General features: G+C 76.2%; 12 protein-coding genes. 9 read left to right on the top strand and 3 right to left on the bottom strand.

All coding sequences use genetic code 11. From position 1 onward, the window contains the following. Positions 1-3: 3 nt before the first annotated feature. Complete coding sequence (locus ACI79B_RS11335; protein WP_457000135.1) at positions 4-777, bottom strand: hypothetical protein; 774 nt, start codon at positions 775-777, stop codon at positions 4-6. Positions 778-997: 220 nt separating this feature from the next. Here ACI79B_RS11335 and ACI79B_RS11330 point away from each other — a divergent pair, with 220 nt between their 5' ends. After that, positions 998-2,758 carry an ABC-F family ATP-binding cassette domain-containing protein gene (locus ACI79B_RS11330; RefSeq protein WP_456928360.1) on the top strand — a complete coding sequence of 587 codons (1,761 nt, stop codon included), beginning with the start codon at positions 998-1,000 and terminating at the stop codon, positions 2,756-2,758. Positions 2,759-2,850: 92 nt separating this feature from the next. Here the strand turns inward: ACI79B_RS11330 and ACI79B_RS11325 are convergent, their stop codons facing one another. Next, positions 2,851-3,558: a hypothetical protein gene (locus ACI79B_RS11325; protein ID WP_456928361.1), complete on the bottom strand. Its 708-nt coding sequence runs from the start codon at positions 3,556-3,558 to the stop codon at positions 2,851-2,853. A gap of 185 nt (positions 3,559-3,743) precedes the next feature. On the opposite strand from ACI79B_RS11325, the gene ACI79B_RS11320 reads away from it, so the two are divergent. The 8 genes from ACI79B_RS11320 to mnhG all read left to right on the top strand — a co-directional run bounded on the left by ACI79B_RS11320 (position 3,744) and on the right by mnhG (position 11,945). After that, positions 3,744-4,922 (top strand): sensor histidine kinase, encoded by a 1,179-nt coding sequence (locus tag ACI79B_RS11320; protein ID WP_456928362.1) that lies wholly within the window; start codon positions 3,744-3,746, stop codon positions 4,920-4,922. Then, complete coding sequence (locus tag ACI79B_RS11315) at positions 4,919-5,578, top strand: response regulator (RefSeq protein ID WP_456928363.1); 660 nt, start codon at positions 4,919-4,921, stop codon at positions 5,576-5,578. Before ACI79B_RS11320 ends, ACI79B_RS11315 begins: the two co-directional genes overlap by 4 nt. A gap of 117 nt (positions 5,579-5,695) precedes the next feature. Further along, entirely contained in the window at positions 5,696-8,563 is a 2,868-nt protein-coding gene (locus ACI79B_RS11310) for a Na+/H+ antiporter subunit A (protein WP_456928364.1), read from the top strand. Beyond that, the gene (locus tag ACI79B_RS11305; RefSeq protein ID WP_456928365.1) at positions 8,560-9,078 is read left to right on the top strand and encodes a Na(+)/H(+) antiporter subunit C; all 519 of its coding nucleotides are present in this window, start codon (positions 8,560-8,562) and stop codon (positions 9,076-9,078) included. Before ACI79B_RS11310 ends, ACI79B_RS11305 begins: the two co-directional genes overlap by 4 nt. Continuing rightward, positions 9,075-10,733: a Na+/H+ antiporter subunit D gene (locus ACI79B_RS11300; RefSeq protein ID WP_456928366.1), complete on the top strand. Its 1,659-nt coding sequence runs from the start codon at positions 9,075-9,077 to the stop codon at positions 10,731-10,733. The genes ACI79B_RS11305 and ACI79B_RS11300 overlap by 4 nt, the downstream gene beginning before the upstream one ends. Beyond that, positions 10,730-11,284, top strand: a complete 555-nt coding sequence (locus ACI79B_RS11295) for a Na+/H+ antiporter subunit E (protein WP_456928367.1) — start codon at positions 10,730-10,732, stop codon at positions 11,282-11,284. Before ACI79B_RS11300 ends, ACI79B_RS11295 begins: the two co-directional genes overlap by 4 nt. Continuing rightward, positions 11,281-11,583, top strand: coding sequence for a monovalent cation/H+ antiporter complex subunit F (locus ACI79B_RS11290; RefSeq protein ID WP_456928368.1), 303 nt, complete (start codon positions 11,281-11,283; stop codon positions 11,581-11,583). The genes ACI79B_RS11295 and ACI79B_RS11290 overlap by 4 nt, the downstream gene beginning before the upstream one ends. Further along, positions 11,580-11,945, top strand: a complete 366-nt coding sequence (mnhG, locus tag ACI79B_RS11285) for a monovalent cation/H(+) antiporter subunit G (RefSeq protein WP_456928369.1) — start codon at positions 11,580-11,582, stop codon at positions 11,943-11,945. The genes ACI79B_RS11290 and mnhG overlap by 4 nt, the downstream gene beginning before the upstream one ends. Positions 11,946-11,966: 21 nt before the next feature. On the opposite strand, the gene leuA is transcribed toward mnhG, so the two are convergent. Next, entirely contained in the window at positions 11,967-13,703 is a 1,737-nt protein-coding gene (gene leuA / locus ACI79B_RS11280) for a 2-isopropylmalate synthase (protein ID WP_456928370.1), read from the bottom strand. Between the last annotated feature and the right edge of the window lie 159 nt (positions 13,704-13,862).

Here is a 13,862-nt window from a genome sequence, read left to right as displayed (position 1 = left end):
CGCCTAGAAGCCCCGGAGCAGCCGGGCGACGCCGGTGAGCTCCTCCTCGGCGTCGGCGTCGGGGAGCACCTCGCTGCGGTCGGCCAGCCGCGGCCGCCACGCCGGCGGGGCCGACTGCAGCCACGCGGCGCCGGCGTCGGTGAGCCGGCCGTCGGAGCGCAGCGGCGCCCAGCCGCGCAGGAAGCGCAGCCCCTCGGCGGCGGTGACCAGGGTGCGGGCCACGCCACGGCCGCGGTACACCGGCTCCACGGTGACGTCGTCGACCAGGCCGGAGCGGATCCACCAGCGGACCTCGGCGATCCGGTCGGTCATCCGCACCCCGGCGGCGGCGACCTCGTGCGGGCGGACGACCGCGCCGGCCCGGAAGGCGTTGCCGCGGAAGGCCAGCAGCGAGGCGGCCGGGACCGCGCTGGTCGCGTGGGTCACCTCGGCGAACCACATCGGCGGGCAGGTCCCGGACAGCTCCTCGGCGACGTCGATGCGCACCACCCGGCCGTCGGAGGCGCGGTGCCGGACGTCGACCTGCCAGCCGGCGGGGCGGCGGCCGCGGGCGTCGACGGCGGTCATGTCGACGGGGGTGCCGTCGGGGAAGCGGTCGGAGTTGACCGCCACCAGCGAGTACTCGAGGGGGCCGGGGCCGCGACGCAGCAGCCGGGCCCACCACAGCGCCGTCGTCTCCGGGGCGGGCTCGGCCAGCGGCGGGACCGCCCGCAGGCGCGGTGCCGCCGGCGCCGGGCCCGGGAACGCCGCGTCGTGGGCCGCTGCCGTCATGCTCATGTCGTCCTCCGCTCGTCCGCCCCGGACACCCGGGGTGTGCTGCCGACGACTCTCCGGACGTCACTTGCGGGTGCCTTGGGGTCCACTAGCGGACCGCCCCCAGGCGGCCGGGGCGTGCGGGCAGCCGGGGATACTGGGGTCCGATGACCTGGACCCGGCCCTGAGCGCCCCGCTGAACCTGCTCAACCTCGAGCGGGTCTCCAAGGCACACGGCACGACCGTGCTGCTCGACGACGTGTCGCTCGGCGTCGCCACCGGCGAGCGGATCGGCGTCGTGGGGCGCAACGGCAGCGGCAAGTCCACGCTGCTCGGCGTCCTCACCGGCCGCGAGGAGCCCGACTCCGGCCGGGTCACCCGGCGCGGCGACCTCGCCGTCGGCGTCCTCGACCAGTCCGGCACGCTGCCGCCCGGCGCGACCGTCCGCGACGTCGTCCTGCCGGAGACGCTGTTCGCCGCCGAGCACGAGTGGGCCGCCGACCCGGCCGTCCGCAGCGTCCTGACCGGCCTGGAGCTCGACCGGCTCGGCCTGGACTCACCCGTCGCCCCGATGTCCGGCGGCGAGCGCCGGCGGGTGGCCCTGGCCGCGCAGCTGATCCGCCCGCTGGACCTGCTGGTGCTCGACGAGCCGACCAACCACCTCGACGTCGAGGGCGTCGCGTGGCTGGCCGACTTCGTCAAGCGGCGGGTCGGCGCGCTGGTGGTCGTCACCCACGACCGGTGGTTCCTCGACGAGGTGTGCACGCAGACCTGGGAGGTCGCCGACGGCGCGGTGCACGCCTACGAGGGCGGCTACGCGGCCTACACGCTGGCCCGCGCCGAGCGGGCCCGCGTCGCGGCGGTCACCGAGGAGCGGCGGCTGAACCTGGTCCGCAAGGAGCTGGCCTGGCTGCGCCGCGGCGCGCCGGCGCGCACCAGCAAGCCGCGGTTCCGGATCGAGGCGGCCGAGGCGCTGATCGCCGACGAGCCGCCGCCCCGGGAGACGATGGCGCTCAAGGGCTTCGCCGCCCGCCGGCTCGGGAAGACCGTCTACGACGTCGAGGACGTCGACTACGCGGTGCCCTCCGACGACGGCCCGCGGCCGCTGTTCCGCGACCTGACCTGGCACGTGGGCCCCGGTGACCGGATCGGCGTGGTCGGCGTCAACGGCGCCGGCAAGACCTCGCTGCTGCGGCTGCTGGTCGGCGAGACCGAGCCCGACCGCGGCCGGGTGGTGCGCGGGCAGACCGTCGCCCCGGCGTACCTGTCCCAGCACGTCACCGAGCTGCCCGGCCGGCTGCGGGTGCTCGAGGCGGTGCAGGAGGTCGCGCGGATCGCCCGGATCGGGAACCAGGAGATCTCCGCGTCGTCGCTGGCCGAGCGGTTCGGCTTCCCGGCGTCGCGGCAGTGGACGCCGGTCGGCGACCTCTCCGGCGGCGAGCGGCGGCGGCTGCAGCTGCTGCGCCTGCTCATGGCCGAGCCGAACGTGCTGCTGCTGGACGAGCCGACCAACGACCTCGACATCGACACGCTCACCCAGCTCGAGGACCTGCTCGACTCCTTCCCCGGCACGGTGCTGGTGGTCAGCCACGACCGGTACTTCGTCGACCGGGTGTGCGACTCGGTGGTCGCGCTGATGGGCGACGGCTCGCTGGCCGCGCTGCCCGGCGGGGTGGAGGAGTACCTCGCCCGCCGGGCCGCCGGGGAGGCCGCGCTGCCCTCGGCCGGCTCGGGTCTCGCGCCCGCCGGCGGCGCGGCCCAGGCGCCCGCTCCGGCCGGTCCCTCGGCGGCCGAGGTGCGCGCCGCCCGCAAGGAGGCCGCCCGGCTCGAGCGGCGGCTGGAGAAGCTGGGCGCGGAGGAGGAGCGGCTGCACGCCGAGCTCGCCGCCGCGGCCACCGACCACGCGAGGGTCATGGAGCTCGACGGCCGGCTGCGGACCCTGGTGGCCGAGAAGGACCAGGTCGAGACCGACTGGCTGGCCGCCGCGGAGCTCGCCGAGGGCTGACGCGGCGCCGTCGTCCTGGCTCACGCGAGCGCGTCCTGGCTCACCGGCGGCGGTGAGCCAGGACGCAGCACGATCAGCTGACCTGATCGTGCTCACGCGGCGACGGCGGCCTCGGCGCGGCGGCGCTGCACCATCCGCGCCCCGACCACGAACGCGGGGACGGCGCCGACCAGCGCGAAGCCGGCGTACAGCAGCGGGGTGAAGGTGAGCGCCGCCGAGGCGACCAGGCAGGCCACGGCCGGGACCAGCAGCCACCAGCTGATCACGCCGGCCCGCGCGAGGCCGGCGTAGCCGACCAGCGGGCCGAGCAGGCCGAACAGCGTCACGGTGCCGACGACGCCCACGGCCGCCTGGCCCTGCACCGACTCGAACAGCGCGAGCGCGGTGTCGGCGGGCAGCTGCTGGCCGATGCCGCCGGTCCAGAAGTCGTAGAGCACCATACCGGTCACGGTGACCAGCCCGATCGCGGACAGCAGGGCGCCGACGATCGTCGGGATCCGGCCGCGGCGGCCGCGGACCAGCGCCGGGGCGGCCAGCCAGGCGAGCGCGAGGGCCATGTTGCCGTAGTGCAGCAGCAGCGCCGACAGCGCCGTCCGCCCCTCGTCGGCGGCCAGGGAGGCGATGTAGTCGGCGTCGGCCGGGGAGGCCTGCGGCGGGGAGGTGGCCAGGCCGGCGACGTAGAGCAGCGAGCCCACGACGAGCGCGCCGCCGGCGATCGGCAGCATCAGCGCGCCGGCGCTGCGGGCCGGGCGCGCCTCGGGGGCGGCGGGGGTGCGGGTGGGGAGCGGGGTGGTGGTCATCGGTCCTCGTCGGTCCAGGCACCGCCGTCTGCGGTGCGTCGGCGAGGACTCTCCGGCCGCGGAGCCCTCCGGCACGTCCGTCCCGGCGGACCGACCGTCCTCCGCCGCGAGGGGGAGGGACGGCGGCTGTCCATCGGCCGCGCGGGGGATCCCGGGCACTCCCGCGGGCCCCTACCGTGCTCGCCGTGCCCCGCTGGTCCGCCTCCCCGTCCGCCCGCCGCCTGCTCTGGCCGGCCCTCGGCCTGCTGCTCGCGGTGCTGGCGGCCGTGGAGACGGCGATCGACGAGACCTACCGCTTCCCGCTGGTCACCGCGGTGCCCGGCGTCGCCGTCGGGGCGGTGGTGGCCCTGGGCACGCGGTGGCCCGAGGCGGCCGCGGTGGCCGGCGGGCTCAGCGTGCTCGGCAACTACGCGCTCGGGACGCCCGGTCCCGGCGGCGCCCAGCTCATCGCCATGGCGGTGCTCGTCGGGCACGCCGCCGCGGTGCTGCCGGTGCGGCGGGGGCTGCGCGCGGCCGCCGTCGCGACGCTGGTCGTGGTGGTCAGCGGGATCGTGTTCGGCCCCTCCACCTGGGAGAGCGTCTTCTACCTGGTCGTCACCGGCACCGCCTGGGCGGTCGGGGTCCTGGTGCGGCAGTCGCACCAGCGCTCGCTCGCGCTGCAGGCGCTCGCCGCGCGGCTGGCCGAGCAGCAGGAGGCGGTGGCCGGCGCCGCGGTGGTGGCCGAGCGGGCGCGCATCGCCCGGGAGGTGCACGACTCGGTGGCGCACGCGGTGAGCGTGATGGTGCTGCAGATGGGCGGCCTGCGCCGGCTGCTGCCCGACCACCCCGAGGCGCAGGACGTGCTGCTCGGCCTCGAGCGGCTGGGCCGCGAGTCGGTCGACGAGATGCGCCGGGTGGTGGGCATCCTCCGCGAGTCCGGCGGCGGCGACCCGGCGCCGCAGCCGTCGCTGTCCCGCCTCGACGCCGTCCTCGCCGAGCTGCGCGCCGGCGGGATGCCGGTGCAGCTCGTCGTCACCGGGGAGCCGGCCGAGCTGCCGCAGCTGGTCGACGTCGCGGCCGTCCGCGTGGTGCAGGAGGCGCTGTCCAACGTGGTCCGGCACGCCGGTGCCGCGGCCACGTGCGTGGAGGTCGCCTGGACGCCGGGCCGGGTGACCGTGACCGTCACCGACGACGGCCGGCCGCGGGTCCCCGTGCCGCCGCCGGTCCCCGGCACCGGCGGGCACGGGCAGCTGCACATGCGCGAGCGGGTGGCCGTCGCCGGGGGCGACCTGTCCGTGGGGCCGGTGCGCGGCGGCGGCTACCGGGTCCGCGCCGGCTTCCCGGTGCCCGCCCCGGCGAGCGCGCCCGCGGGGGTGGGCGCGTGACGATCCGGGTGGTGCTGGTCGACGACCAGTCGATGATCCGCACCGGCCTGCGGATGGTGCTGGCCGCCGAGCCCGACATCGAGGTGGTCGGGGAGGCCGGCGATGGCGCCGGCGGCGTCCGGGTGGTCACCGAGCTCGCGCCCGACGTGGTGCTGCTCGACGTCCGGATGCCCGGCATGGACGGGCTGGAGGCCGCGCGGCGGATCGTCGGGGCGGGCCTGCCCACGGGCGTCGTCGTCCTCACCACCTTCGACGAGGACGAGTACGTGGCCGCCGCGCTGCGCGCCGGGGTCAGCGGGTTCCTGCTCAAGGTGGCCCCGCCCGAGGACCTGGTCGCCGCGGTGCGCACCGTCGCCGCCGGGCAGGGGCTGCTCGACCCGGCCGTGACGCTGCGGGTGATCCGGTCCTTCGCCGCCGCGCCCGCGCCCGACCCCGGCCGCGCCGCCGAGCTCGCGCAGCTGACCGAGCGGGAGACCGACGTCCTGGCGCTGGTCGCGGCCGGGCTGTCCAACGCCGAGATCGCCGCGCGGCTGTACCTGGGCGAGGCGACGGTGAAGACGCACGTCAGCCGGGTGCTGCTCAAGCTGGGCCTGCGCGACCGGGTCCAGGCGGTCGCCTTCGCCTACGAGTCGGGCCTGGTGACGCCGGGTAGGTGAGCCGGTCCTCCCCGGCGTCGGTTTCCCGGGGCGGGAGCGGCGGTACCCCCACGAGGGGGCGACGCCGCCGCACCGCCGTCGTCGCGTGCTGCCCTCCGTCGCCGACCCGGGAGCCCCGTGACCGCACTGCTGCTGGCGCACCTGCTGGCCGCCCTGGCCGCGCCGGTGCTGGTGCGGTGGTGGGGGCGGGACGCCTTCCTCGCCCTCGCGCTGGTGCCGGCGGCCGGGTTCGCCTGGACGCTCGCCCGGCTGTCGGCGGTCGCGTCCGGCGACGACGTCCGCGAGACCGTGCCCTGGGTGCCCGCGCTCGACCTGTCGGTGACGCTGCGGCTGGACCCGCTGGCCCTCGTGTTCGCCGGCCTGGTCACCGGCGTCGGCGCGCTGGTGCTCCTCTACTGCAGCCGCTACGTGGAGCCGGACGCCGAGGGCACCGGCCGGCTGGCCGGCTGCCTGACCGCCTTCGCCGGCTCCATGCTGGCGCTGGTCCTCGCCGACGACGTCTACCTGCTCTACGTCGCCTGGGAGCTGACGACGGTCTTCTCCTTCCTGCTCATCGGCGGGTCGGGGACGGCGCTGGCGGCCCGGCGGGCGGCCGCCCAGGCGCTGGTGCTCACCACCGCAGGCGGCCTGGCGATGCTGGCCGGGCTGGTCGTGCTGGCGCACGCCGCGGGCACGTCGCGGCTGTCGGCGATCGTCGCCGACCCCGGCAGCGGCCCGGCCGTCGTCGCCGGGGTGCTGCTCGTGCTGACCGGCGCGGTGACCAAGTCCGCGCTGGTGCCGTTCCACTTCTGGCTGCCGGCGGCCATGGAGGCGCCGACGCCGGTGAGCGCCTACCTGCACGCGGCGGCCATGGTGAAGGCCGGCGTCTACCTGGTCGCGCGGCTGGCGCCCGGCACCGCCGACCTGCCCGGCTGGCGGCCGGTGGTGCTGGGCCTGGGCGTGGCCACGATGCTGGTCGGCGGCTACCGGGCGCTGCGCCAGTCCGACCTCAAGCTGCTGCTCGCCTTCGGCACGGTCAGCCAGCTCGGGTTCCTCACCACGCTGGTCGGCGCCGGCAGCGCCGAGCTCGCCCGCGCCGGGCTGGCCATGGTGCTCGCGCACGGGCTGTTCAAGTCCACGCTGTTCCTCACCGTCGGCGTCGTCGACCACGCCACCGGCACCCGCGACCTGCGCGAGCTGTCCGGCCTCGGCCGCCGGATGCCGGGAGTCGCCGCGGTCGCCGGCCTGGCCGCGGCGTCGATGGCCGGGCTGCCGCCGCTGCTCGGCTTCGTGGGCAAGGAGGCGGCGTTCACCGCGCTGCTCGACGGCGGCCTGCCCGACCGCACCGCCGCGCTGCTGGTCCTCGCCGGGCTGGTGCTCGGGTCGGTGCTCACCGTCGGCTACACGCTGCGCTTCGTGTGGGGCGCGTTCGCGACGAAGGCCGGCCGGCCGGCTCCGGAGGTGGCGCACCCGCCGGGGCCGCTGTTCCTCGCCGCCCCGGTCGTCCTCGCCGTCCTCGGCCTCGCGGGCGGCGTCCTCGCCAAGGGCCTGGAGCCGGTCGTCGGCCGCTACGCCGAGGAGCTGCCCACGTACGCGCCAGAGGCCGAGGAGCTCGCGCTGTGGCACGGGCTCCAGCCGGCCCTGGCGCTGTCGGCGCTCACCCTGCTCGGCGGCGCCGCGCTGTTCGCCGGCCGGGCGGCGGTGGCCCGGGTGCAGCGGCGGCTCACGGTCCGGGCGTCGGCCGACGAGGGCTACTGGAACGTGCTGCAGGGTGTCGACCGGCTCGCCGTCCTGGTCACCGGGACGACGCAGCGCGGGTCGCTGCCGGCCTACCTCGGCACCATCCTCACCACGGTCGTCCTGCTGCCGGGCGCGCTGCTCACCACGGTCGCCGAGCGCCCGGAGCAGTGGCGGGCCTGGGACAGCCCGGTCCAGGTGCTGGTCGGCGTCGTGGTGCTGCTGGCCGCGGCGATGGCGGTGCGGGTGCGGCAGCGGCTGTCGGCGGCGCTGGTCGTCGGCGTCACCGGCTACGGGCTGGCGGTGTTCTTCGTGGTCGCGGGGGCGCCGGACCTCGCGCTCACCCAGTTCCTCGTCGAGACGGTGACGATCGTGGCGTTCGTCCTGGTGCTGAGGAAGCTGCCCAAGGACGTGTCCGAGCGGCACCGCCGCCGCGAGCGCACCGGCCGCGGCCTGCTCGCGGTCGGCGTCGGCCTGCTCATGGGCGCGGTGTCCGCCGTGGCGCTGGCGGCCCGCGACGCCGCCCCGGTGTCCGACGAGTACCCCCGGCTCGCCGAGGAGGCGCAGGGGGACAACGTCGTCAACGTGACCCTGGTCGACATCCGCGCCTGGGACACCTTCGGGGAGATCTCGGTGCTCATCGTCGCGGCCACCGGCGTGGCCAGCCTGGTCTTCCTGCGGCGGCGCACCGGGGCGATCGAGCGGGCCGAGCGGGAGGACCAGGCCGCCGGGCGGTCCCGGCGCGCGCCGGTCGGGGAGTGGCTGGCCGCCGGCGGCACGCTCGACCCGCGGCGCCGGTCGGTGGTGCTCGAGGTCGTCGTCCGGATGCTGTTCCACACCGTCCTGGTGTTCTCGCTGTACCTGCTGTTCGCCGGGCACAACGCCCCCGGCGGCGGGTTCGCCGGCGGCCTGGTCGCCGGGCTCGCCCTGGTGCTGCGCTACCTGGCCGGCGGCCGCTACGAGCTCGGCGAGGCCGCCCCGCTGGACCCCGGCCGGCTGCTCGGCGCGGGCCTGCTGCTGGCCGGCGGCACCGGCGTCGCCGCGCTCGTGCTGGGCGGGCAGGAGTTCGAGTCCACCTACTGGGAGTGGACGCTGCCGGTGCTCGGCGACGTCAAGCTCGTCTCGCCGCTGTTCTTCGACGTCGGCGTCTACCTGGTCGTCGTCGGCCTGGTGCTCGACGTGCTGCGCAGCCTCGGCGCCGAGCTCGACCGCCAGGAGGACGAGGACGACCCGGTCGAGGTCGCGCCGGGGGAGGTGGTGGCCCGGTGACGCCGACCGTCGTCCTGCCCGTGGTCATCGGCGGCCTGTACGCCGCCGGGGTCTTCCTGCTGCTCGACCGCAGCCTCACCCGGGTGCTGCTCGGCTTCCTGCTGCTGGGCAACGCCACCAACCTGCTGCTCATCAGCGCCGCGGGCCCGGCCGGCAGCGCGCCGCTGCTCGGCCGCGGCGACGACGACACCGCCGACCCGCTGCCGCAGGCGTTCGTCCTCACCTCCATCGTCATCACCTTCGGCGTCTCGGCGTTCCTGCTGGCGGTGATCCACCGCTCCTGGCGGCTGGCCCGCCAGGAGGCGGTGGAGGCCGACGAGGAGGACCGCCGGCTGGCCACCCGGGAGGGCCGTCGCACCGGCCGCGAGGACCCCGACGAGATCGACCCGGACCGGCTGGCCGCCGAGGACCGGCGCCCGTTCCACGCCGAGCCGCCCCGGCGCCGCGGGCAGCCGCCGCCGGGCACCCCCGCGGACGACGTCGACCTGCCCCCGGCCCGGCGGCGGTCGCGGTGATCCGCGTCCTCGCCCCGCTGCCGGTGGTCCTGCCGCTGCTGGGCGCCGCCGTCTCGCTGCTGCTCAGCCGCCACACGCGGACCCAGCGGGCGCTCAGCGTGGCGGTGCTCGCCGCGGTGCTGGGCGTGTCGGTGACCCTGCTGGTCCTCGCCGACCGGTCGGGGGCGGTCGCGGTGGCGGTCGGCGACTGGCCGGTGCCGCAGGCGATCTCGCTGGTGGTCGACCGGCTGGCGGCGCTGATGCTGGTGGTGGCGCACACCGTGGGCCTCGGGGTGCTGCTGTTCGCCGTCGGCCAGGGCGCCGCCGACGGCGGCGAGCAGGCGCCGGTGTCGATCTTCCACCCGACGTTCCTCGTGCTCATGGCCGGCGTCGGGTTCGCCTTCCTCTCCGGCGACCTGTTCAACCTCTACGTCGGCTTCGAGGTGCTGCTGACCGCCAGCTACGTGCTCATCACCCTGGGCGGGTCCGCGCCGCGGGTGCGCGGCGGGATCACCTACGTCGTGGTCAGCCTGGTGGGGTCGCTGCTGTTCCTCGCCGCGATCGGCCTGGTGTACGCGGCCACCGGCACCGTGGACATGGCCGACCTGTCGGTGCGGCTGGCCGAGGTCCCCGAGGGCACGCGCACGCTGCTGCACGCGCTGCTGCTCATCGCGTTCGGCATCAAGGCCGCCGTCTTCCCGTTGTCGGCCTGGCTGCCCGACAGCTACCCGACCGCGCCGGCGCCGGTGACCGCGGTGTTCGCCGGGCTGCTCACCAAGGTCGGCGTCTACGCGATCATCCGCACGCAGACGCTGCTGTTCCCCGGCGGCGCGCTGGACACCCTGCTGATGGCGGCGGCGCTGGCCACGCTCGTGGTGGGCATCCTCGGCGCGGTCGCGCAGACCGACCTGCGGCGGATCCTGTCCTTCACGCTGGTCAGCCACATCGGCTACCTGGTGTTCGGCATCGCGCTGGGCAGCGTCGCGGGGCTGACCGCCGCGGTGTTCTACGTCGTCCACCACATCGTCGTCCAGACCACGCTGTTCCTCGTCGCCGGGCTGGTCGAGCGCACCGGTGGATCGACGTCGATCCGCCGGCTGGGCGGCCTGGCCGCCGCCTCCCCGCTGCTCGCGGTGCTGTACCTGCTGCCCGCGCTGAACCTGGCCGGCATCCCGCCGCTGTCGGGGTTCCTCGGCAAGCTGGGGTTGCTGCAGGCCGGCGTCGCCGACGGCCGCCCGCTGGCGCTGGTCCTGGTCGGCGCCGGGCTGGTGACCAGCCTGCTCACCCTGCTGGCCGTGGCCCGGGTGTGGACCCGCGCGTTCTGGCGGCCGCGGGCGCAGGAGCCCGGCGCCGACACCGCGGCCGCGGCGGCGGCCGACGCGGTGTCGCGGGCCGGGGGCCGCCCGTCGGGCGACGGCGCCGCCCGGCCGTCGGCGGCGTGGCAGCGGCAGGTGGCGGTGGCGACGGCGTCCGAGGGGCCCGAGGAGGCCGACGAGCACCCGGGCGAGCCCGCGGAGCGGCTGCCGCGCGTCCTGGTCGGCGCGACGGCGGCGCTGGTGGCGCTGACCGTCGCCCTCACCGCGCTGGCCGGCCCGCTCTACGGCCTGGCCGGCCGCGCCGCCGCCGACCTGCTCGACCGCGGCCCCTACCGCACGGCCGTGGAGGGGGAGCGGTGAGCGACCGCGCCCGCCACCTGCTGCGCCAGCTGCCCGCGCTGGTCTGGCTGGTGCTGGTCTGGGTGCTGCTGTGGGGCACCTGGTCGTGGGCGAACGTGCTGGGCGGGGTGCTGGTCGCCGTCCTCGTCACCCGCGTGGTGCCGCTCCCGGCGGTGGTGGAGAACGTCCGCATCCGGCCGCTCGCGTTGCTGCACTTCCTCGCCGTGTTCGCCGTCGACCTCGCCGTCTCCAGCGCGCAGGTGGCCTGGCGCGCGCTGCGGCCGGGCCCGCCGCTGCGCAGCGCCGTCATCCGGGTGCAGCTGCGCACCGACTCCGACCTGCTGCTCGCCGTCATCAGCGAGGCGCTCAGCCTGGTGCCCGGCTCGGTGGTCCTCGACCTGGACCGCGAGCACCGGGTGCTCGCCGTCCACCTGCTCGAGGTCCGCGACCGCGACGACCTCGAGCGCCAGCGCGCCGGGGTGCTGGCCATGGAGGACCGGGTGGTGCGGGCGTTCGGCCGGTCCCGCGAGCGCGCGGCGCTGGACCGGGAGCCCGCGGAGGTGACGCGGTGAGCTGGGTGGCCGTGGTCGCGTTCGGCCTGCTCGGGGCGGGGGCGGTGCTCGCGCTGGTGCGGCTGGCCCGCGGCCCGTCGCTGCTGGACCGGGTCGTGGCCGGCGACGCCATGCTGGTCATCACGGCCGGCGGGCTGGGCGTGCACGTGGCGCTGTCCCGCGACGCGTCCGCGGTGCCGGTGCTCGTCGTCGTGTCGCTGCTGGGCTACATCGGCGCGATCGCGGTGGTCCGCTACGTCGGCGGCATGGTGCTCGACCGGCCCTCCGGCGAGGACCCGGTGGGGGAGGAGCGGCCGTGAGCGCGGTCCTCGACGTCGTCGCGACCGTCTGCCTGCTGCTCGGGTCGTTCCTCGCCTTCACCGCGGGGCTCGGGCTGCTGCACTTCCCCGACGTGCTGACCCGGCTGCACGCGGCGACGAAGCCCCAGGTCACGGGTCTGCTGCTGGTGCTGGTGGGCGGGGCGATCCGGCTGGCCGGGACGCCCGCGATGTGGGTGCTGCTGCTGGTGGCGATGCTGCAGGTGCTGACCGCGCCGCTGTCCGCGCACATGGTCAGCCGGATCGCCTACCGCCGCCGGCACGTGCGCCGGGACCTGCTGGTCGTCGACGAGGTGGCCGAGCACGCCGGCCGGGACGCGGACCCGGGGCTCCGCGGCGACTGACGCCGCGAAGCCCCGGGTGCCTCAGCGCAGGGCCCGGTTGACCGCCGAGACGACGGCGCGCAGCGAGGCGCTGACGATGTTCGGGTCGATGCCCACGCCCCACAGCACGCGCTCGCCGACCGCGCACTCGACGTAGGCGGCGGCCCGGGCGTCGCCGCCGGCGGACAGGGCGTGCTCGGCGTAGTCCAGGACCCGGACGTCGACGTCGAGGGTCTTCAGCGCGTCGACGAACGCGGCGATCGGGCCGTTGCCGCGGCCCTGCACGGTGACCGGGACGCCGTCGGCGGTCAGCTCGACCACCATCTCGTCGAGCTGCTCGCCGTGGGCGGTGTGCCGGTGGCCGGTGAGGGCGAACCGGCCCCACGGGGCGTCGGGGTCAGGCAGGTACTCGCTGGTGAACGCGGCCCACATCTGCTGCGCGGTGACCTCCCCGCCCTCGTCGTCCGTGTGCCGCTGGACGACCCCGCTGAACTCGATCTGCAGCCGCCGGGGCAGGTCGAGGTGGTTCTCGGTCTTCATGATGTAGGCCACGCCGCCCTTGCCGGACTGGCTGTTGACCCGGATGACCGCCTCGTAGCTGCGGCCGACGTCCTTGGGGTCGATCGGCAGGTACGGCACCGCCCACGGCATCTGCTCGACCGGCTTCCCGGCGGCGGCCGCGTCGGCCTCCAGCGCCTTGAAGCCCTTGTTGATGGCGTCCTGGTGGGAGCCGGAGAAGGCGGTGTAGACCAGGTCGCCGCCGTAGGGGTGCCGCTCGTGCACGCCGAGCTGGTTGCAGTACTCGACGGTGCGGCGGATCTCGTCGATGTCGGAGAAGTCGATCTGCGGGTCGATGCCCTGGCTGAACAGGTTCAGGCCCAGGGTGACCAGGTCGACGTTGCCGGTGCGCTCGCCGTTGCCGAACAGGCAGCCCTCGATGCGGTCGGCGCCGGCGCGGTAGCCCAGCTCGGCGGCGGCGACTGCGGTGCCGCGGTCGTTGTGCGGGTGCAGGCTCAGCACGACGGCGTCGCGGCGGCCCAGGTTGCGGTGCATCCACTCGACCTGGTCGGCGTAGACGGTCGGCTCGGCCATCTCGACGGTCGCCGGCAGGTTGAGGATGGTCGGCCGGTCGGGGGTCGGCTCCCAGACGTCGGTGACCGCGTTGCAGATCTCGACGGCGAAGTCCAGCTCGGTGCCGGTGAAGGACTCGGGGCTGTACTCGAAGCGGATCTCGGTGTCGCCGGCCTGCTCGGCCAGCTTGCGGACCAGCTGGGCGCCGTGGACGGCGATGTCGACGATGCCGGCGCGGTCGCTGCCGAAGACGACGCGGCGCTGCAGCGTGCTGGTCGAGTTGTAGAGGTGGACGATCGCCTGGTCCGCGCCGCGCAGCGACTCGAAGGTGCGCTCGATCAGCTCGTCCCGGGCCTGGGTGAGGACCTGGATGGTGACGTCGTCGGGTACCAGGTCGTCCTCGACGAGCTGGCGGACGAAGTCGTAGTCGGTCTGGCTGGCCGCCGGGAAGCCGACCTCGATCTCCTTGTACCCCATCCGCACCAGCAGCTCGAACATCCGGCGCTTGCGGTCGGGGCTCATGGGGTCGATCAGGGCCTGGTTGCCGTCGCGCAGGTCGACGGCGCACCAGCGCGGGGCCACCGTGGTGACCTTCTCCGGCCAGGTGCGGTCGGAGAGGTCGACCGGCTGGAACGGGGCGTAGCGGGAGATCGGCATCCCCGACGGGCGCTGGGGGTTGCGGGCGTGCGGGTGCTGGGGGCTGGTCACGGTGGGATGACTCCTCTGGTGCGGGCTGGACTGTCGCTCCTGGGGGGCGGTCAGCGGGCACCGGGACGTCATCGACCACGGCAGGATCTCCGCGGCGAGGGAGCCGACCTAGGAGGAGGCCTCGCCGCGGCGGGTAAGCAGGAGGCTGCCGCGCACGGA

The sequence above is a fragment of the Geodermatophilus sp. SYSU D00879 genome (genome assembly GCF_054050375.1).
The sequence above is the reverse complement of the archived record's forward strand: the minus strand, read 5'-3'. Positions and strand labels throughout refer to the sequence as shown.